A 19620-nucleotide genomic window follows, 5' to 3' on the forward strand; every position below is an offset into this window, starting at 1 on the left:
TGCCGCTTGGGGTGCAGGAACTTCAAATGGGCGGCACTAGTCAATAATGCGATCGCGAGCGCCAGGCACGTCGCGACTTGCGGCTAAAAGCTTTCAGGGCGTTTCCTCATCGAAGCGGTTTTGCTCTTTGGGGCGGCCGAAAAGCCACCCTCTAATATAGGCGGTATTCCCCGCAGGCAATCACACGCGGCTGCGTTTACCCGCGTGAAAACGGCAAATCTTGCCGAGGGGCAGAAAAGCGCCGGTCCCGGCCGGGCCATCGCGGCACCGGCATCATCGTAACATTTTGAAATACATCGATTTTTTTGAACGTCACGAATGGCCCGGTCCTTGCTGATTACCCGCAAAGTTCCATTGCCGGAGGCCGTCCGTTGTTGAGCGTCAGTTCAGAAGCCACATCCAATCTCGCGTTCCAAAACGGACCGCAGCGAGCGGAACGGTCGCATCAATCCCCGGCAAACGATGTTTTCGACGTCCTGGTGGGCCAAAACACGGCGCCTAACCCGGCACCGGCACCGCCGCCAGCCCCCTCGCCCCGCCGCTCCGACGAGCCGCCGCCGGCCGAAGCCGCACCCGCCGCGAACAGCCCTCCCCCTCCGCCGCCCGGCAACGATGCCACGCGCGGGACAGACGCCGGCACGCCGCCGGCAAACAAAAACGCCAACGGTCCGGCCGATGGCGGCGCCGATCAGTCACAGGCGGCCAAGACCGCCGGCACGAAAGACGATTCCGCCAAGACGACCGACCAGCAGACGAGTGGAAATACGCCGGCCGTCGATCCGACGATTCTGGCCCAGCAGGCCACCGTGACGACACCGGTCCCGGCCGCACTTTCCGTCAACACCGCGCCGACCAACGTGGCGGCGGCGCCGACTTCCGGCGGCTCCACGCCGCCGCTGGCAATCGCGGCAGCCGCTATCGCCGCAACTTCGCAAACGCTCTCCGGACAAGTCACGACACCGCCCCCGGGAACGACCGATTCCGGTTCAGGCCCGACCGCGCCGACTTCGGGTCCGACAGCAGCGACCACCCCGGCGTTGTCCGCGCCGGGCATCAAGGTCGCCGCTTCGGTCGCCTCAAGCGCTGCGGATGCTTCACCTGTCATTTCGCAGGCTCGCCAGTTCGGCACAGCGCCGGCGAATACCGCCACATTGACCGGCGCGGTGGCCGCGTCCGCGCCGGTTGCGCCGAAATCGACGTCCGGCAAGACCTCCGCATCGCCAGTCGTAACCGACAGCCCGGACGATGCCGATCCGACCGCCACCAACGCGCCGGCAATCGTTCCTCAAAACAGTCAGCAGCAGCCGCCGGCGGCCACCGGCAAAGCGGACGCCGCGGCTACGCTGGCTACATCGGATGCAGCCGCTTCCCCGCCCTCGCCTTTGTCGGCCCACGAGCATGTGCCCTCGGCAAATGTGGGACATCCGCTCACCGAGACCGCCGACCCGGCTGCTCAGGCGCTCGGCGCGCTGCAGCCGCAAGCGAATTCCGCAACCGCGCCCGCAACCGGGGGAGCTTTGAACGTGACGACCGCAGCGAGCGGCCCGGTGCCGCTCAGCGGGCTTGCGCTCGAAATCGCGGCGTCAATAAAGAGCGGCAAGAGCCGTTTCGAGATCCGCCTCGATCCGGCGGATCTCGGCCGCATCGACGTTCGCATCGATATCGATCGCAACGGACAGGTGACTTCGCATCTGACGGTCGAAAAGCCGGAAACGCTTTCCATACTGCGCCAGGATGCGCCCCAGCTTCAGCGCGCGCTGGACGACGCGGGAGTAAAGACCGGCAGCGGCGGCCTGCAATTCAGCCTGCGCGACCAGTCCTCATCGGGCCAGAACAACGGCGGCGACTCCAGGCCCAACGCGCAGCGGCTGATCATCGCCGACGAAGACATCCTTCCCGCCTCCGTCGCCGGTCGAAGCTATGGACGTTCGCTCGCAGCAAGCGGCGGCGTGGACATCAGGGTTTGAGGAGGCCGGCATGACAACGACAGCGGCAACACCAAGCAGCCCCGTGGTTTCCGGGACGACGCCCCAGCCGACCGCGACCGCCTCCTCGGCCAAGGCCGCCAACACGTTGGCCTCAACGCAGATTGCCGGCAATTTCCAGAGCTTTCTCCTGCTCCTGACGACTCAATTGCAGAACCAGAATCCGCTCAGCCCGCTCGACACCAACCAGTTTACCCAGCAGCTTGTCGAGTTCGCCGGCGTCCAGCAGCAACTCAACACCAACGACTCGCTGGCAACATTGGTCTCGCTGCAACAGACCGCGCAATCGACCCAGGCTCTCGAGTTCGTCGGCAAGACGGCCGCGGTCAACGGCAGCACGGCGACGCTGACCAACGGGAGTGCGACCTGGCAGCTCGACGTTCCCTCCAGTTCGAACGTCGATATCACGATCACCTCAAGCACCGGTCAGACCGTGTTCACCGGCACCTTTCCTGCCCAAGCCGGCAACAACCAGCCATTCGTCTGGAACGGCAAGGACAATAACGGCGTGCAACAGGTCGACGGCAGCTACAAGCTCACGGCGACCGCCAAGGATTCCGCGGGCAACTCGGTCGCGGTCCCGACCAAGATCGAGGGCGTGGTCAGTTCGGTCGATCTCACCCAATCGCCGCCGCTGCTGTCGATCGGCGGCCAAACCTTCACGGTCAACCAGATCCAGAGCATCGTGAACTGACCACTTCCGCCGGCAGCCGCCGGTCAGGCCGCCGCCGATCCGGACCGTGAAAAGCGGCCGGCGGGCCGGCCATCAGGGCGTTTTCAAGGAGATTCGCATTGAAGCGATGGGCTTAGGCAAATTTTAAGCCGACCGGCGTAGTTTAACTCCTAATCAGTTCTGTGGTTGAGAGTTTGTGAGTACGCCATGACAGAGCCCCATCGCCCGAGGGTAAAATATGTCATCGGGCCTGACGGTAGTCCGCTGACGATTGCGGACCTGCCCGTACCCGGGACCAAGCGGTGGGTTATCCGTCGCAAGGCCGAAGTCGTTGCCGCAGTTCGCGGCGGCTTGCTGTCCCTCGAGGAAGCTTGCAGCCGCTACACGCTGACCGTCGACGAATTCCTGTCCTGGCAGTTTTCCATCGATCAGCACGGTCTTGCCGGCCTGCGCACCACACGAATCCAGCAATATCGCCAATAGGCGCTGTCGGCGAACAAAGACGCATTTGAACAAAATCGACTTCGTCCCGCGAAGTCGGTTTTTTCCGTTTTGGCGCTTTGCCGGTGGCCCTTAACCTTCGTTAACCATATCGAAACCATCCCATAGGCAATAATTGCCCAGTGGTCCGATTCCAGCATTCGCGTCGCGTTGCGGTGGGCCGTGAATGTCGGAATCGAGGGACCACCAGGAGTTCCCTGGAGCCGAATCTGAGGGGCGGTTGGTTTGCAGAGTCTCGTAAGCTTCCTGAGGGGGTTGGGTGCTTCGCGATTGACGGCGATGGTCGCGGTGACAGCCGCGCTGATCGGCTTCTTCGCGTTCGTGATCATGCGCGTCACCACCCCGCAGATGACCACCCTGTTTTCCGACCTCAGCCTCGAAGACTCTTCCGCCGTCATCAAGGACCTCGAACGCCAGGCGATCCCCTTCGAAATCCGCAACGACGGCGCCGTCATCATGGTGCCAAAGGACAAGGTCACGCGGCTGCGCATGAAGCTTGCCGAAGGCGGCCTGCCCAAGGGCGGCGGCGTCGGTTACGAGATCTTCGACAAATCCGACGCGCTCGGCACCACGAGCTTCGTCCAGAACATCAATCACCTGCGCGCGCTCGAGGGCGAACTGGCCCGCACCATCCGCGCCATCGACCGCGTCCAGGCGGCAAGGGTGCACCTGGTGCTGCCGGAACGCCCGCTGTTTTCGCGCGAGACGCCCGAACCGTCGGCCTCGATCGTGGTGCGGGTGCGCGGCGCGCTCGAGCCGCAGCAGATCAGGGCCATTCGCCATCTGGTCGCTTCCGCCGTCAATGGCCTGAAGCCGCAGCGGGTTTCCATCATCGACGAAGCCGGCCAGTTGCTCGCCGACGGGGCCGCGACCAACACCGACGCCGCCATCGGCGACGAGCGCCGCGCCGCCTTCGAGAAACGGATGCGCAACGAGATCGAGGCGATCGTCTCGTCGGTGGTGGGCGCCGGCCGCGCCCGCGTCCAGCTCACGGCCGATTTCGACTACAACAAGATCACCCAGACCTCGGATCACTTCGATCCGGAGGGTCGCGTGCTGCGCTCGAGCCAGACGCGTGAAGAATCCAGCGCCACCGCCGAGAACAACGGCCAGGTCACGGTCGGCAACGAACTGCCCGGCAATCAGCAGAACAACGGCGCGCCGGCCGCGCGCGACCAGAGCCGCAAGACCGAGGAAACCAACAATTACGAGATCTCGCGCACGACCAAGACCGAGGTGACCGAGGCCGGACGGGTCAACCGCATTTCGGTCGCCGTGCTGGTCGACGGCAGCTACAGCAAGAACGAAAAAGGCGAGATGGTCTATCAGGACCGCGGCAAGGAGCAGCTGGATCGCATCGCAGCGCTGGTGCGCTCGGCGATCGGCTTTGACCAGAAGCGCGGCGACCAGGTCGAGGTCGTGAACTTGCGTTTTGCCGAAGCGCCCGCCGTCGCCCCGCTCATCGAGCCGGCAGGACTGTTCGGCATGCTGCAATTCACCAAGGACGACGTGATGTACGTGATCGAGCTCGGCGTGATGATGCTGCTCGGCCTCGTCGTGCTGTTCATGGTGATCCGGCCGCTGGTCAAACGCATTCTCGCCGCCGAAGTAGTCGCCCCGCCGGCCAGCGACGTGCCAGCGCTGACCGACGCCAATCCGCAGGCGGCGAATCTCGTGCCCGGCCCCAACAATACGGCGCAGTTGATCGACGTCGCGCAGGTCCAGGGCCAGGTCCACGCCCAATCGGTCCATCGCGTTGGCGAACTGGCCGACCGCAATCCCAATGAAACCGCAGCCATCGTACGCCAGTGGCTCACCGAACAACCCGCGTGATGTGAAATGGCCCTGCCTCAGACCTCCAACCAAAACGACATCACCAGCGTCATTTCCTCGCTGGCGGCCCGTCAGAATAACCGGCCGCAAAGAGAGCAGATCAGCGGCCCGAAGCGCGCCGCAATGCTGATGCTTGCGCTCGGCGAACAATATGGCGGCAAGATCTGGTCGCTGCTCGACGACGACGAAGTGCGCGAGCTGTCGATCCACATGTCGACGCTCGGCACCGTCGAGGCCGAAGTCGTGGAAGACATGCTGCTCGAATTCGTGTCACGGATGTCGGCATCGGGCGCGCTGATGGGCAATTTCGACGCCACCGAGCGGCTCCTGCAGCAATACCTGCCGCCCGAGCGCGTCGTCGGGATCATGGACGAAATCCGCGGGCCTGCGGGGCGCAACATGTGGGAGAAGCTCTCCAACGTCCAGGAAGAGGTGCTCGCCAACTATCTCAAGAACGAATACCCGCAGACCATCGCCGTGGTGCTCTCGAAACTCAAGCCGGAGCACTCCGCGCGGGTGCTCGCGATCCTGCCCGAGGAAATGGCGCTCGACGTGGTCAACCGCATGCTGAGGATGGAAGCGGTGCAGAAGGAAGTGATCGAGCGCGTCGAGCAGACGCTGCGCGTCGAATTCATGTCGAACCTGTCGCAGACCCGCCGCCGCGACGCCCACGAGGTGATGGCCGAGATCTTCAACAACTTCGATCGTCAGACCGAAACCCGTTTCATCACCGCGCTCGAGGAGGAAAACCGCGAATCCGCCGAACGGATCAAGGCGCTGATGTTCACCTTCGACGACCTCATCAAGCTCGACTCCGCCTCGGCGCAGACGTTGATGCGCAATGTCGACAAGGACAAACTCGGCGTCGCACTCAAGAGCGCCAACGAGGAGGTGCGGGGCTTCTTCCTGGGCAATATGTCTTCGCGCGCCGGCAAGATGCTGCTCGACGACATGGCGGCAATGGGGCCGGTGCGATTGCGCGACGTCGACGAGGCGCAGGCGCTTCTCGTCAACCTCGCGAAGGACCTCGCGGCCAAGGGGGAAATCACCTTGACCAAGAACCGGGCCGATGAGGAGCTGGTGTACTGATGGCCACGCCAGCAAAATTCCTGTTCGACATGGACTTCTCGGCGCCCGACAAGCGCGAGCGCGCCGCGACGCCGTCGGAAATCGCCCAGAAGATCGCCGCGGCGGAGGCGCGCGCCTATCGCGACGGTTATGATGCCGCGCTCCGCGAAGCCAGGGTGCAGAGCGACCGCCGCTCCGCGCTCGCCCTGGAAGAGATCGGGATCGCGATGAAGGGCATCGCGGCCCGTTACACCACGATCGAGACGCGGATGGAAACGGAAGCGGTCGACGTCGCCATTGCCGTGGCGCGCAAGCTGTGCAGCGAATTGATCGCCCGCGAGCCGCTCGGCGAAATTACGGCGCTGGTGAGCGATTGTTTCGCGCAACTGGTCTCGACGCCGCATCTGGTGGTCCGCATCAACGATTCACTCTACGAGGCGGCGCACGAGCGGATCGACGGGCTGGCAAAGCAGAGCGGCTTCGCCGGCCGGCTCGTCATTCTGGCCGAACCGGAGATCGACACCGGGGATTGCAGGATCGAGTGGGCGGACGGCGGCGTCGTGCTGGAGCGCGCGGCGATCGAAGCAAAGATCAACGAACTTGTCGGGCGCTATGTGGCGTCGCGCAATCAGGCCTGAGCCAATGAGGAAGCAAGCGAGGAATGAACCATGAGTGACACCGACGCACAGGTTCCGCTCCCCGACCTCAACGCCGCCGACACGCCGGCGGCAAACGACGTCGCCTATCACGACGAGGAGCATGCCGCGCGCATCGCCGCCGACCTCGAGGCGGTTTTCGACGTGCCGGTCCAGGTCTCCGCGGTGCTCGGCCGTTCCAAGATGGATGTCGGCGAACTCCTGAAACTCGGACCCGGCACCGTCCTCGAGCTCGACCGCCGCGTCGGCGAAGCGATCGACATCTACGTCAACAACCGCCTGGTCGCACGCGGCGAGGTGGTTCTGGTGGAAGACAAGCTGGGCGTGACCATGACGGAAATCGTCAAGGCGGAACGCAACTGACGCATGAACGAAGAAGTGGACGCCGGTTTTTTGAAAGCACCATGCGGGAACGATCGAGAGTTTCTCTAACAATACGCGCCTGAACGGCGCGGGCAGACGAACAGGAGATTACCATGCGGCTTCTCATCGTTGGCACACTGAAAGGCCAGCTCACGACAGCCACCAAGATCGCCATGGAGAACGGCGCTTCCGTTACCCACGCCGAGGACCATGAGCAGGCGATGCGCGTGTTGCGCGGCGGCAAGGGCGCCGACTTGCTGCTGGTCGATGTCTCGCTCGACATCCGCGATCTGGTGATGCGGCTTGAGGCCGAACATATCCATGTCCCGATCGTCGCCTGCGGCATCTCCAACGACGCCCGCGCAGCGGTGGCCGCCATCCATGCCGGCGCCAAGGAATACATCCCGCTGCCGCCCGAACCTGAGCTGATCGCAGCCGTGCTGGCGGCGGTCGCCAATGATTCCCGCGATCTGATCTACCGCGACGACGCCATGGCCAAGGTGATCAAGCTTGCGCAGCAAATCGCCGGTTCCGACGCCTCCGTCATGATCACTGGCGAGTCTGGCACCGGCAAGGAGGTGCTGGCGCGCTACGTTCACACCCGTTCCAGCCGCGCCCGCAAGCCGTTCATCTCGATCAATTGCGCGGCCATCCCCGAGCATCTGCTCGAGTCCGAACTGTTCGGCCACGAGAAGGGCGCGTTCACCGGCGCGGTGGCGCGGCGTATCGGAAAGTTCGAAGAGGCGAACGGCGGCACCCTCCTGCTCGATGAAATCTCCGAGATGGATGTCCGTCTGCAATCCAAATTGCTCCGCGCGATCCAGGAGCGGGTCATCGATCGCGTCGGCGGCACGAGGCCGGTTCCGGTCGACATTCGCATCATCGCGACCTCGAACCGCAATCTGGCCGACGCGGTGCGCGAGGGAACCTTCCGCGAGGATCTTCTGTTCCGCCTCAATGTCGTGAACCTGAAGATCCCGGCCCTGCGCGAACGCCCCGCCGATATTCTCGAACTGGCGCAGCACTTCGCCAAGAAATATGCCGATGCCAACGGCGTGCCGGTGCGGCCGATCTCGGCTGACGCGCGGCGCGTGCTGACCACCAACCGCTGGCAGGGCAACGTGCGCGAGCTGGAGAACACCATCCATCGCGCGGTGCTGATGGCGCAGGGCGACGAAATCGGCGTCGACGCCATCCTGACGCCGGACGGCGACCGCCTCGACGGGCCGAAAACCGTACCGGCGGTGGCCCACGCTACCTTCGCCGCCGAACAGGTGACGCGTGCGCTGGTCGGACGGACGGTCGCCGACGTCGAACGCGATCTCATCCTTGAAACCCTGAAGCACTGCCTCGGCAACCGTACGCACGCGGCCAACATCCTCGGGATCTCGATCCGTACGCTGCGCAACAAGCTGAACGAATATGCCGATGGCGGCTTGCCGATCACGCCGGCGGGCGCCGGCGAGTTTCACCGCGCGACTGCGGGTGCGTGATCGCCGCCTCGCTCCGGCGTGGCGAGTGTCACGTCCACTCCATCGGGTTGGCGGAAGATGTGGATCGGATCACCCGGCAGGACCCCACGCCCGGTGACGGCCGCATAGGCGTAAAGCGCGAGATAGATAATCGCGAGCGCGCCGATGCCGTAGAAGCTCCAGGTGGCAATACGCTTCATTTCGGGCCTGCGACCTCCCCGGCAACGCGGAACAGAGGGGAGCTTTTAAGCCGCAAACGCGAAAAATTCCACCTCTTGAAGGCCTCACAAGGCGCGGGCGTGGACGCGCATCAGGGGCTGATCGGCACGAAATGATTGACCGCGATCAGAACGACAAGCAGCGCAACACCCAGACCGAGGCTCCAGCCGATCAGCTTTTTTTCGATCGGCAGCAGCGGCTCCACTTCTTCTGCGTCGATTTCGTCCCTGAGATCGTATTGCCGCGACATGTCGCTTTCCCTTCGAATTAGCTGGCGAGCGGCGGCTTGAAACCGCTGAAGAAGAGCCACGAGATCAAGAGCCCGACCCAGATCACAAATCCGAACAGGCTGATGAAATAGACCGCGGCCAACTTGCCGAAACCCTGCTGCCAGAGCTTGCGGAAATCCGACAGCACGCCGATCGAGAAAAAGGTCAGGACGAAAAAGATCACCCGGAACACATTCGCCTCGCCGGCCGCAGCCGGAAGCGCCTTGGCGACCTGCGCCGTCGAGCCGAGGGCGAGCCAGAGCGACACGGCGAACACCAGGATGAAACCCAGGATGAATTTCGGAAAGCGCTGCCAGATTTCCGACGGTTTCGCCCGGTCCGGCCCCTTGTCGATATGGTTGGTCCAGATGTAGCCGAGGATGAACGCCCAGATGCCGATGAAGATATCGATGAAGATCTTCACGGTGGTCGTGGTGGCGAGAATCCAGCCCGGCTGGTATTTGACGCCTTCGGCCGCGGCTTTTGCCATGATCAACGATTCTGTGATGCCGCCGCCGGCCACGGCCGCGCCGTCGGTCTTGATGGCAAGCCCGATCCAGGCGCCGGCCACCAGCGGCTCGTGCCAGAGGAAGGTCTGCGCCAGAAACGGCAGGATCAGGACTTCGACCACCGCGAATACCACGACCAGCGACGACACCAGGATCGGCACCGCCGGTCGCGCGCGGATAGCCCCGCCCGTTGCTATCGACGCCGCCACGCCGCAAATCGAAATGCCGGAGGCCAGCGGAACCGACCACTCGCGGCTGAAGCCGAACCATTTACGGGCAACGAAATAGACCACGGCCCAGTAGATCAGATAGGCCTCGATGATCGCAGCCGCGCCACGCAGCAACAGCGAGGAGGCGAGATTGAGACGCCCCGCGGCCGTCACCGCGACGGTGGCGCCGAGGATGACGATCGCGATCTTGATGTAGAGTTCCGGCCGTATCGCTTCCTTCAGCCAGGTAGCCAGGCGCGGAAAGAAATTGGCGATGACGATGCCCGCGAGCAGAGCGACGATAAATCCGCCCTCATTGGTAAGCTTGAGCGACCAGGCGATACCGAATTTCTGCTGCTCGGCCGGCGTAACCGCGGCGACATAGGCGTAAGAGCCGACAATCCAGCTTGCATAGGCGATGGCAAACACGACCGTGAAAGCAGCTGCGAATTTCCGGACATCGGCGCCAAGCGTGGCAACACCGGCGCTCAAAACCGCAAGCATTGCGACGTAAGTCGCGATCAGCGCCCCGCCTCCGCCAAGCCAGGCATAGGCCTTGGCGAACGGATTGAGCGCCTGGGTGATATCGGCGTAAACGGAGGTGGTGACCGCCCATCCGAGAAGATCGATGCCGCTGATGCTGACGAGCGCCGATCCGAACACCAAAAGACCGATGACGACCGCAAGCCAGTCCTCATTCAATCGCGCCTGCAGCGTTACGGGCCGCGAGACCTTGATCGCGATATCCGACATTCCAAATCCCCAAATGATCCTCGAACGAAGCGCTTCGCGTTCCGTTGCTTTAGCCCCAAGGATGATGGTGATGGCAGCGGGTGTCGAGGACCTGGGGAAAATAGCGATATTCGGCCTAAGCCGTCAGCGGCGGACGGTGCGTTTTTTCCAATGATCCGATCAATGGCAGTTCAATTCTTTTCCGCCAGACAGAAGCTCTGCCGGAAACGAAGCCTTGAGGGCCGCACTGTGCGCAAGGCGGTTTTTTGGCCGGCCGCGAGCTCGTGGAAGCCGCAACACCCTGTCCCTACACGGCGAGGCCTCTTGCAAGGTTGCTGTCGCGCGACCCGCGGTATTCGAGCTTCAACTCGGAAAAAAGGGCTAAACGAGCCAGTTTGGCCCGGCTATGCAGCACAATCTCGCGGTGACGCAGACCTTCGAAACTGAGGATTCGCTCGCGCTCGAGGATCGAAAAGACCCGTGAGACCGTTTCAATGGTCAAACCGAGATAATCGGCAATATCGCGGCGGCCCATCGGAAGGATCATGACGGCCGGTGAGTGCAGGCGTTGGTCCATTTCCGTCAAAAACGCCGCAACCTTCTCCAGGGACGTTTGCCGACCCAGAAGCAGAAGGTGGTTTTCCGCGTGCTGGAGACTTCTGGCGATCAGTTTCAGCACGTCCTTCGAGGCCGGGACATTCTCGTCCGCACATTCGCCGAATATTCGCCGGAGTTTGGCGATCCAGACCGTGGTGTCCTCGATTGCTTCGGCCGTAAACCGATAGACCTCGCCGCTTTCGACGCCGAAAATATCTCCCGGTAAATGGAAGGCTCCGATCTGACGACGGCCATCGGGAAGAAGTTTGAAGGTACGAACCGAACCCGACCTGATCTTGTAGACGTACTCGGCGGGTTCTGCCTCGCCGAAAATTTCCGCACCTCTCAGATATCTAAAATCACTCCAGAAGGCTCTTTCGCCAATCAAAAGGTCTAGCTCGCCGGTCTTGTTCGTTTGGAAATTGACTCTGTCGAGCATGGCACTCCCCAAAAAATACTGAACATATGTTTGAAAACAAAGGCAGCCTCTCTCACTCCTCTTCGTCGGATGAGCCTTTCATGTGGTCTGTGGAGCGCCGGTAAAGGTTCAATGCATGCGGAAAATCCGTCGAACCTGCAGCGTTGCAAATCGGGACAGAGCCGTGCCCTGCGAAGGCAAGGCCGACGATAGCGCTGTCGTCGTTTTGTCATCATTCGGCCGTTTGGCCCGTTTGCCCGTTCATCGGCGAGCTGGCGCAAAAACCCCGATCCCTCGCGGCAGCCCCTGCGATGGATGATGTGAACGTTCGGTCTGTCCGGCTATAACAGTCGTAACGAAGCGATGTGCCACGGCAGGTAGAGTTTCGAACCACAGCCAACCACGCAAGCGGTTCTCGAGCTTCGCGCTGCAACAACCTGCCTGCGCGACCTACTCGTTTTCGGGATTCATATCCGTCAACCGCGGACCGCGTGTTGCGGGCCTGTCGGTGCCTCGCCGCCGCTCGACCGGTATTATGGGATGCTGCGCTGTGGCGCGCGGCGTGGTAGGCGCTCGCCCGAGCTTTGCTTGGAGATCGGCAAGATCGATGAATTCGTCAGCCTGGCGACGAAGCTCGTCGGCGAGAATCGGCGGTTCGCTGGCGATCGTCGAAACGATGGTGACGCGGACGCCGCGACGCTGCAGCGCCGCGACCAGCGGGCGGAAATTGCCATCGCCCGAGAACAGGACGATCTCGTCCACGTGATCCGCAATGTCCATGGCACCGACCGCGAGATCGATGTCCATGTTGGCTTTGACCCGGCGCCGTCCGGCATCGTCGAGGAATTCCTTGATCGGCTTGGTCATTACCGTGAAACCGTTGTAGTCGAGCCAATCGACCAGGGGACGAACGGTGCAGTACTCCAGTTCGTCCATAACGGTAGTGTAGTAGAACGCCCGAAGCAGCGTTCCGCGCTCGCTGAACTCGTCAAGAAGTCTCTTGTAGTCGATTTCAAAACCGAGCGTCTTTGCGGTGGCATGGAATCTCACGCCGTCGATGAACAGCGCAAGCCTGCCCCTGTGATTTTGCATGATTTCTCCAAAAACATCGGCAGAGGCTGGAGCGTCCGCCCAAATGATTTTTTTACAAACTTCCCGTCGGAGCGACGGGCTTCGGCGCCGCGGCGGGTGGACTGTGATCGCTCGGCCTATACGAGCCTTTCAATCAACACACGGTCGCGTTAGCATTGAGCCGCGAAGGCTCGGCCAGCGCCAGCGAACCGCTCAGATCAAATATTTCCGCGCGGGAGGCGCGCCTTGTACCGAACGCCGAGGCGATATTCTTGTGATTGAGCGCCAATATTTTGTGTTTTGAAGCCGCAATTCAAGCGCGGTATGACATGGGCATTTTTCAGGGCTATTTCAGTATAATGAGTTCCGACCAGCCCCAAGGACTTCGTTCAATACCAAGTGCCACAGGCGGAATCGCGCGGCTGGCCTGCGCCAGGCTGCGCGAGCACGGCATGGACATCGCCCCGCTCTTGACCAAGGCGGGGTTGACGCTCGAGGAGGCCAACGATCCGGCGATCCGGCTGGAGGTACGTGCCCAGGTCAGGTTTCTGGAATTGGCTGCCGAAGCGCTCGAGGACGATCTGCTCGGCTTTCACCTTGCGCGCAACTTCGACCTGCGCGAGATCGGCCTGCTTTATTACGTGATCGCTTCCTCCGAGCAACTGGAAGAGGCGCTTCAGAACGCGGTCCGCTTCGGCCGGATCACCAATGAGGGCGTTCGTTTGCAGGTCGCGATGGAGCCAACCGTAATGATTGCGCTCGAATATATCAACGTCGACCGACTCGCGGACAAACACCAGGCTGAATTCCTGCTGATCGCGCTGGTCAGACTCTGTCGCCAGGTCACGGACAGTCGCCTGGCGCCGGTCGGCCTGAAAGCGCGGCATTTCCGCAACCACACACCAGCCGAGATCAGAAAGTTTCTGGGCTGTGATATCGAGTTCTCGTCCGATGCCGACGAGATCATATTTCCAAAGCAGTTTGCAGCGCTTCCGTTGACCGGCCACGATCCCTTTCTGAATACGCTGCTGCGTCGCTATGCGGAGGAAGCACTCCAGACCCAGACGTCTTCGCGGGAGAGCATCCGCGCGGATGTCGAGAAAGTTTTGACAGGCCTTCTTCCGCACGGCCGGGCCGGCGCTTCCGAAGTGGCGCGCAAGCTCGGAATGAGTCCGCGGACGCTCTCGCGAAAACTGCGCGATCAGGACGCGACCTATATCGAAATACTGGACCGCTTCAGGGCCGCTCTCGCCAGGCGTTACCTGACGGAGAGGGAATTGCCGGTTTCCGAAGTCGCCTGGCTGCTCGGCTACAACGAACTCAGCTCTTTCACCCACGCCTTCAAACGCTGGACCGGACTGACACCGCGGCAATTTCGAACGTCCAACGTGGCCTGAACGATCACGGCGTTGCGCCGGATGGCGCCTCGCCTCTGGAGACAGGCGCAAGCGTAATCCCCAGCTTGCCATAGCGATCGGTGAAGGCGCTGGTATCGATCTCCTCGAGCTCGATCGCGCCGCTCATCACGCCCGCCTTCCAGGCATCGTGTTCGGGGTCTTCACGGAATTCCGGCATCACCTCCGCAGCGAATAGTTCAAGCGACTCGCAGATGTGCTCGTGGCTGGTCTTGCCGGCCTGGTTGAGCAGGATGACCTGGTCGATGTGGGAGGTGCGGAAGCGCCGCAATTTCCTGCGCAGCGTCTGCGGCGAGCCGATCAGGCCGCCGCGCAGCGCGGCTTCCTGCGCCATCGGATTGTCGCGTTTCCATTTGTTATACTCGTCCCACATGTTGACCGTGCCAGGCGCCGGACGCTGGCGGCTTTGGGAAGCGCCGTAATATCGTAGCGCGAACTGGAAAAAGGTCGCGCCATCGGCGCGCGCGCGGGCCTCCTCGTCGGTTTTCGCACACATGAAGAATGACACCAGCGCCAAGTTCGGATTGATCTGGTAGTCCGCGAGCTTGTTCAGCCGCCTGGTGATGGCGTTGTAATAGGCGTGCACCCAGGCATGCGCGGCATCAGCGCTGACGAACTGGAATCCGAGCGCGCCGAATCCGTTCCTTCCCGCGCGCTCGATGGTCGGAAGCTGCGAGCACGCCATCCACAGCGGCGGATGCGGCTTCTGCACCGGCTTCGGTACGACGTTGCGGAGCGGAATGTCGAAATATTTGCCGTGGTGCTCGCAGCCGCCATCCCGAAACATCGGAAAGATCGCGCGCACCGCTTCCTCGAACACTTCTTTCTTGGTTTCCATGTCGCGACCGAAGGGCTCCAATTCGGTGATCGAGGCGCTCTCACCCATCCCGAATTCGCAACGGCCGCGGCTCAACAGATCAAGCACCGCGAATCGCTCGGCGACGCGTGCCGGATGATTGGTGGTGAGCTGGAAGATGCCGTGGCCGAGCCGGATTTTCCGGGTGCGTTGGCTGGCGGCGGCAAGGAAGGATTCCGGGGAGGGCGAGTGCGAATATTCTTCCAGGAAATGATGTTCCACGACCCAGGCGTAATCGTAGCCGAGCCGGTCGGCGGTCTCCAATTGCGTCAGCGCGCCCTGATAGAGCGCGAGCTCGTCACCGGCCTGCCACGGACGCGGCAATTGCAGCTCGTAGAAAATGCCAAATTTCACGACGTCCTCCCCGGGCCCCGCCGGTTTTTTTCGCAGTTTATTCTGAGGGAAGGCCCTGTCCAGCGCGGGCAAACCTGTTTTTGATCCATATCAAGGTCGCAAACGACTCGTTGCTTATTGTTTCATCAGGCAACGGCCCTGAAGCCGTCCAAATCCAGAAATCCGAAAAAAAGAGGCAATCACATGTCCGTCGCTGGAGACGACGACACGCAAGGACGGCTGCACCGCAGGCGCATGGAAATCTTTGCGTTCCTTTTCCTGACCGCGGTGTTGATGCCGGTGTTGGCCGTTGCGACCGTCGGCGGCTATGGGCTCGCAGTATGGATCTATCAGATGGCGGCCGGCCCGCCCGGCCCTCCCGCGCGCTGAGCGAAATTGGTGAAGGACAATCGCGATGACCACACCTCGCAAATCAGTCGATCGCCGGGCCTTCCTGCAAGGCCGCCTCGGCGCCGATCGCGTCATGGCGCCCGAAGGCGAAATCGCCAGCATTCTGGTGCAGGCGCGGCCGGAAAGGCTCGATGAAGTCGAAGCTGCCATCACCGCTTTGAGCGGATGCGAGATTTACGGCCGCGACACAAGAGGCAAGCTGGTCGTCGTGATCGATGCGGCAGATGCCGGTGCCTTGGGCAGCACACTCAACACCATCGCGCTTATTCCCGATGTCTATTCCGCCTCCCTTGTCTTTCACGCCATCGAGGCCGGCCTTGCAACAAGAACTTCCGCCGCGGAGAAACTCCGATGACCGCACCCAGGCTCGATCGCCGCCAGGTTCTCAAACTCGAAGCGGCCGCGATGGCGGCTCTGGCAGGCGGCATGCCTGCCGTGTCTGACGCCGCCAATCTCGTCACCGAGCGCGACGCCAGCGAATTGAAGTGGGACAAGGCGGCGTGCCGTTTCTGCGGCACCGGGTGCAGCGTCATGGTCGCGACCCGGGAAAACCGCGTCGTGGCCACCCATGGCGACATCAAGTCCGAAGTCAATCGCGGGCTCAACTGCGTGAAGGGCTATTTCCTTTCCAAGATCATGTACGGCCACGACCGCCTCACCCAGCCGCTGCTGCGCAAGGCGAACGGCAAATACGACAAGAACGGCGAGTTCACGCCCGTCAGCTGGGACGAAGCCTTCGACGTCATGGCGGAGAAGTTCAAGGCCGCGCTGAAGAAGCGCGGGCCAAGCGGCGTCGGCATGTTCGGTTCCGGCCAGTGGACGATATGGGAAGGGTACGCTGCGTCAAAACTTTTCAAGGCGGGTTTCCGCTCCAACAACATCGATCCGAATGCACGTCACTGCATGGCCTCGGCCGTGGCAGGCATGATGCGCACCTTCGGCATCGACGAGCCCGCGGGCTGCTATGACGACATCGAGGCGACAGACGCCTTCGTGCTGTGGGGCTCCAACATGGCGGAGATGCACCCGATCCTGTGGACGCGCGTGGCCGATCGCCGACTTTCTGCGCCGCATGTTCGGGTGGCCGTGCTCTCGACCTTCGAGCACCGCTCGTTCGACCTCGCCGATATCGGCATCGTCTTCAATCCTCACGCCGATCTCTTCATCCTCAACGCCATCGCCAACCACATCATCAAGACGAACCGGGTCAACAAGGACTTCGTGACGGCCCACGCGGTGTTCAAGCGCGGACAGACCGACATCGGCTATGGGCTCAGGCCCGACCACCCCCTGCAGAAGAAGGCGGCGGGCGCGGCCAAGGCCAACGACGCCACCGACATGAGTTTTGACGAATACGCCAAATTCGTCTCCGACTACACGTTGGAAAAGGCGGCGGAAATGTCGGGCGTGCCGCTGAACCGGCTTGAGGCGCTGGCCGAACTTTATGCCGACCCGAAGACCAAGGTCGTCAGCTTCTGGACCATGGGTTTCAACCAGCACGTCCGCGGCGTGTGGTGCAACAATCTTGTCTACAACATTCATCTCCTGACAGGAAAAATCGCCGAGCCCGGCAACAGTCCTTTCTCGCTTACGGGTCAGCCGTCAGCCTGCGGTACGGCGCGAGAGGTCGGCACCTTCTCGCATCGTTTGCCTGCCGACATGGTGGTGACCAACAAGGAGCATCGGGACAAGACGGAAGCGATCTGGAAGCTCCCGCAAGGCACCATCCCCGACAAGCCGGGCTACCACGCCGTGCTGCAGAGCAGGATGCTGAAGGACGGCCTGCTGAACGCCTACTGGGTTCAGGTCAACAACAATCTGCAGGCCGGCCCCAACATCAACGAGGAAACATATCCGGGCTTCCGCAATCCCGACAATTTCATCGTGGTCAGCGACGCCTACCCCACTGTCACCGCGCTTGCAGCCGATCTCGTGCTGCCAACTGCGATGTGGGTGGAGAAGGAAGGTGGATACGGCAACGCCGAGCGACGCACGCAATTCTGGCACCAGCTTGTCACCGCGCCCGGCGAATCGCGCTCCGATCTCTGGCAGCTGATGGAGTTCTCCAGGCGCTTCAGGATCGAGGAAGTCTGGCCGGAAGAGCTGATCGCCAGGAAGCCGGAGTACCGCGGCAAGACGCTGTTTGACGTGCTCTACAAGAACGGCGTGATCGACAAGTTCCCGCTATCCGACATCGAAGAGGGATACGCCAACGACGAGTCGAAGGCCTTCGGCTTTTATGTGCAGAAAGGCTTGTTCGAGGAATATGCCACCTTCGGCCGCGGGCACGGCCACGACCTCGCACCCTTCGATACTTACCACCGCGAGCGGGGCTTGCGTTGGCCCGTCGTCAACGGCCAGGAGACGAAATGGCGTTTCCGCGAAGGCAGCGACCCGTTTGTCAAGGCAGGCAGCGGTGTGCAGTTCTACGGTTACCCCGACGGCAAGGCGCGCATCTTCGCCTTGCCGTATGAGCCGCCGGCGGAATCGCCCGACAAGGAATATCCGTTCTGGCTTTCGACGGGACGCGTTCTCGAGCACTGGCATTCCGGAACCATGACGCGCCGCGTCCCGGAGCTCTACCGGGCTTTCCCCGAAGCGGTGTGCTTCATGCACCCTGACGATGCGCTAGCCGCGAACCTGCGGCGTGGCGACGAGGTCAAGGTGATTTCGCGACGCGGATTCATCCGGACGCGCCTGGAGACCCGCGGGCGCGACAAACCGCCGCGCGGCCTGGTGTTCGTGCCCTGGTTCGACGAGTCGCAACTCATCAACAAGGTCACGCTGGATGCCACTGATCCGATCTCGCTGCAGACCGATTTCAAGAAATGCGCCGTGCGCGTCGAGAAGGCATAGCCGCCATGATCAGGAAAGCAGGATTTTTACTTCTCGTCGGCGCGATCGCGGTCGGCACCGGTACGCTCGCCGCGCAAACACTCAGTTCCGGGCTCCGCGGTCCGACCCCGCTCAACGACGAGGGCCCGGCTGCGCCGATGACGCCGACACGCAACACCTCGGAGCGGGAGGTTCGCAACTACCCGGAACAGCCGCCGGTGATTCCGCACTCCATCGACGGCTACCAGATCGATCTGCGCAGCAACAAATGCCTGTCCTGCCACGCTCGCGCCCGCACGGCCGAATCGCAGGCGCCGATGATCTCGATCACCCATTTCATGGACCGTGATGGCCAGTTCCTCGCCTCGGTTTCGCCGCGCCGATATTTCTGCACGGAATGCCATGTACCCCAGAATGCATCGAAGCCGCCGATCAGCAACGATTTTGTCGATATCGATACCATGCTCAGCCGCGCGGCGCCGGGGTCTGGTCGATGAGCATGCCCGACAAACCGGCAGCGCCGCCGGGACTCTTCACGAAAGTCCGGCAATTCGCCGTCGAATTGTGGGACGTGCTTCGCCAGCCGAGTTCGGTGTTCGGGCTTGGCGCGCTGGTGCTTGCGGGTTTTGTTGCCGGCGTAATCTTCTGGGGCGCGTTCAACACCGCGCTGGAACTGACCAATACCGAAAAATTCTGCACCTCGTGTCACGAGATGCGCGACAACGTGTTCGCCGAACTGAAATCGACGATCCATTTCACCAACCGCTCCGGCGTCCGCGCCACCTGCCCGGATTGCCACGTTCCGCACAACTGGACCAACAAGATCGCGCGCAAGATGCAGGCCTCCAACGAGGTCTGGGGTCATCTGTTCGGCTTCATCGGCACCCGAGAAGAATTCATGGACAAGCGGCTCGAACTGGCGCTGCATGAATGGGCGCGATTCAAGGCCAACGATTCGCTGGAATGCCGCAATTGTCACAGCGCGCAGTCGATGGACATCACCAAGCAGTCGCCGCGCGCCACAGAGGCGCACCAGCGCTTCCTCTTTACCGGCGAGAAAACCTGCATCGACTGCCACAAGGGCATTGCCCATCAGCTGCCGGACATGCGCGGCATCCCCGGCTGGCAATAAAAAAGGAACCAAATCGGCAGCTTGCGCCGGGCATCTGAATGGTTAGTTTCGGCTCTCGACATC

At 62.1% G+C, this 19620-nt stretch carries 20 protein-coding genes; 14 read left to right on the plus strand and 6 right to left on the minus strand.

Features of this window, described 5'->3' with window-relative positions; translation table 11 throughout:
- Positions 1 to 479: 479 nt before the first annotated feature.
- The 8 genes from VNX23_RS26285 (at position 480) to VNX23_RS26320 (ending at position 8572) form a co-directional block, all read left to right on the plus strand.
- A complete protein-coding gene (locus VNX23_RS26285; RefSeq protein ID WP_325634485.1) occupies positions 480 to 1967 on the plus strand; it encodes a flagellar hook-length control protein FliK in 1488 nt (495 codons plus the stop codon).
- 10 nt (positions 1968 to 1977) lie between these two features.
- A complete protein-coding gene (locus VNX23_RS26290) occupies positions 1978 to 2679 on the plus strand; it encodes a flagellar hook capping FlgD N-terminal domain-containing protein (protein ID WP_325634486.1) in 702 nt (233 codons plus the stop codon).
- A 186-nt stretch (positions 2680 to 2865) separates the two neighbouring features.
- Positions 2866 to 3141 carry a DUF1153 domain-containing protein gene (locus VNX23_RS26295; RefSeq protein ID WP_325634487.1) on the plus strand — a complete coding sequence of 92 codons (276 nt, stop codon included), beginning with the start codon at positions 2866 to 2868 and terminating at the stop codon, positions 3139 to 3141.
- A gap of 243 nt (positions 3142 to 3384) precedes the next feature.
- Positions 3385 to 4992, plus strand: coding sequence for a flagellar basal-body MS-ring/collar protein FliF (gene fliF, locus VNX23_RS26300; protein WP_325634488.1), 1608 nt, complete (start codon positions 3385 to 3387; stop codon positions 4990 to 4992).
- Between the two features lie 6 nt (positions 4993 to 4998).
- Positions 4999 to 6081: a flagellar motor switch protein FliG gene (gene fliG, locus VNX23_RS26305; protein WP_325634489.1), complete on the plus strand. Its 1083-nt coding sequence runs from the start codon at positions 4999 to 5001 to the stop codon at positions 6079 to 6081.
- Positions 6081 to 6698: a FliH/SctL family protein gene (locus tag VNX23_RS26310; protein ID WP_325634490.1), complete on the plus strand. Its 618-nt coding sequence runs from the start codon at positions 6081 to 6083 to the stop codon at positions 6696 to 6698. Before fliG ends, VNX23_RS26310 begins: the two co-directional genes overlap by 1 nt.
- A gap of 30 nt (positions 6699 to 6728) precedes the next feature.
- Entirely contained in the window at positions 6729 to 7079 is a 351-nt protein-coding gene (gene fliN / locus VNX23_RS26315; RefSeq protein WP_325634491.1) for a flagellar motor switch protein FliN, read from the plus strand.
- A gap of 113 nt (positions 7080 to 7192) precedes the next feature.
- Complete coding sequence (locus VNX23_RS26320; protein ID WP_325634492.1) at positions 7193 to 8572, plus strand: sigma-54 dependent transcriptional regulator; 1380 nt, start codon at positions 7193 to 7195, stop codon at positions 8570 to 8572.
- Here the strand turns inward: VNX23_RS26320 and VNX23_RS26325 are convergent.
- The 5 genes from VNX23_RS26325 to VNX23_RS26345 all read right to left on the minus strand — a co-directional run bounded on the left by VNX23_RS26325 (position 8548) and on the right by VNX23_RS26345 (position 12596).
- A complete protein-coding gene (locus tag VNX23_RS26325; RefSeq protein ID WP_325634519.1) occupies positions 8548 to 8751 on the minus strand; it encodes a hypothetical protein in 204 nt (67 codons plus the stop codon). The genes VNX23_RS26320 and VNX23_RS26325 overlap by 25 nt on opposite strands.
- A 110-nt stretch (positions 8752 to 8861) precedes the next feature.
- The gene (locus VNX23_RS26330; RefSeq protein WP_325634493.1) at positions 8862 to 9020 is read right to left on the minus strand and encodes a hypothetical protein; all 159 of its coding nucleotides are present in this window, start codon (positions 9018 to 9020) and stop codon (positions 8862 to 8864) included.
- A 17-nt stretch (positions 9021 to 9037) separates the two neighbouring features.
- Positions 9038 to 10510: a putative sulfate exporter family transporter gene (locus tag VNX23_RS26335; protein ID WP_325634494.1), complete on the minus strand. Its 1473-nt coding sequence runs from the start codon at positions 10508 to 10510 to the stop codon at positions 9038 to 9040.
- Between the two features lie 286 nt (positions 10511 to 10796).
- Positions 10797 to 11537: a helix-turn-helix domain-containing protein gene (locus VNX23_RS26340; RefSeq protein ID WP_325634495.1), complete on the minus strand. Its 741-nt coding sequence runs from the start codon at positions 11535 to 11537 to the stop codon at positions 10797 to 10799.
- 417 nt (positions 11538 to 11954) lie between these two features.
- Positions 11955 to 12596: an NYN domain-containing protein gene (locus tag VNX23_RS26345; protein ID WP_325634496.1), complete on the minus strand. Its 642-nt coding sequence runs from the start codon at positions 12594 to 12596 to the stop codon at positions 11955 to 11957.
- Positions 12597 to 12934: 338 nt separating this feature from the next.
- Here VNX23_RS26345 and VNX23_RS26350 point away from each other — a divergent pair, with 338 nt between their 5' ends.
- Complete coding sequence (locus VNX23_RS26350) at positions 12935 to 13972, plus strand: AraC family transcriptional regulator (protein ID WP_325634497.1); 1038 nt, start codon at positions 12935 to 12937, stop codon at positions 13970 to 13972.
- A gap of 4 nt (positions 13973 to 13976) precedes the next feature.
- Here the strand turns inward: VNX23_RS26350 and VNX23_RS26355 are convergent, their stop codons facing one another.
- Positions 13977 to 15200, minus strand: coding sequence for an LLM class flavin-dependent oxidoreductase (locus tag VNX23_RS26355; protein WP_325634498.1), 1224 nt, complete (start codon positions 15198 to 15200; stop codon positions 13977 to 13979).
- Positions 15201 to 15383: 183 nt separating this feature from the next.
- On the opposite strand from VNX23_RS26355, the gene napE reads away from it, so the two are divergent.
- From napE to VNX23_RS26380, 5 genes are read left to right on the plus strand one after another with little or no spacing between them, the layout of a single operon-like run.
- The gene (gene napE / locus VNX23_RS26360; protein ID WP_325634499.1) at positions 15384 to 15569 is read left to right on the plus strand and encodes a periplasmic nitrate reductase, NapE protein; all 186 of its coding nucleotides are present in this window, start codon (positions 15384 to 15386) and stop codon (positions 15567 to 15569) included.
- A gap of 25 nt (positions 15570 to 15594) precedes the next feature.
- Positions 15595 to 15945: a chaperone NapD gene (locus tag VNX23_RS26365; RefSeq protein WP_325634500.1), complete on the plus strand. Its 351-nt coding sequence runs from the start codon at positions 15595 to 15597 to the stop codon at positions 15943 to 15945.
- On the plus strand, positions 15942 to 18446 hold the full coding sequence (gene napA / locus VNX23_RS26370; protein ID WP_325634501.1) for a nitrate reductase catalytic subunit NapA: 2505 nt from the start codon (positions 15942 to 15944) through the stop codon (positions 18444 to 18446). The genes VNX23_RS26365 and napA overlap by 4 nt, the downstream gene beginning before the upstream one ends.
- Positions 18419 to 18922 carry a nitrate reductase cytochrome c-type subunit gene (locus tag VNX23_RS26375; RefSeq protein ID WP_414643084.1) on the plus strand — a complete coding sequence of 168 codons (504 nt, stop codon included), beginning with the start codon at positions 18419 to 18421 and terminating at the stop codon, positions 18920 to 18922. The genes napA and VNX23_RS26375 overlap by 28 nt, the downstream gene beginning before the upstream one ends.
- Positions 18919 to 19557: a NapC/NirT family cytochrome c gene (locus VNX23_RS26380; protein ID WP_325634503.1), complete on the plus strand. Its 639-nt coding sequence runs from the start codon at positions 18919 to 18921 to the stop codon at positions 19555 to 19557. The genes VNX23_RS26375 and VNX23_RS26380 overlap by 4 nt, the downstream gene beginning before the upstream one ends.
- The last annotated feature ends 63 nt before the right edge of the window (positions 19558 to 19620 follow it).

Source organism: Bradyrhizobium sp., assembly GCF_035570375.1.
GTDB lineage: Bacteria > Pseudomonadota > Alphaproteobacteria > Rhizobiales > Xanthobacteraceae > Bradyrhizobium.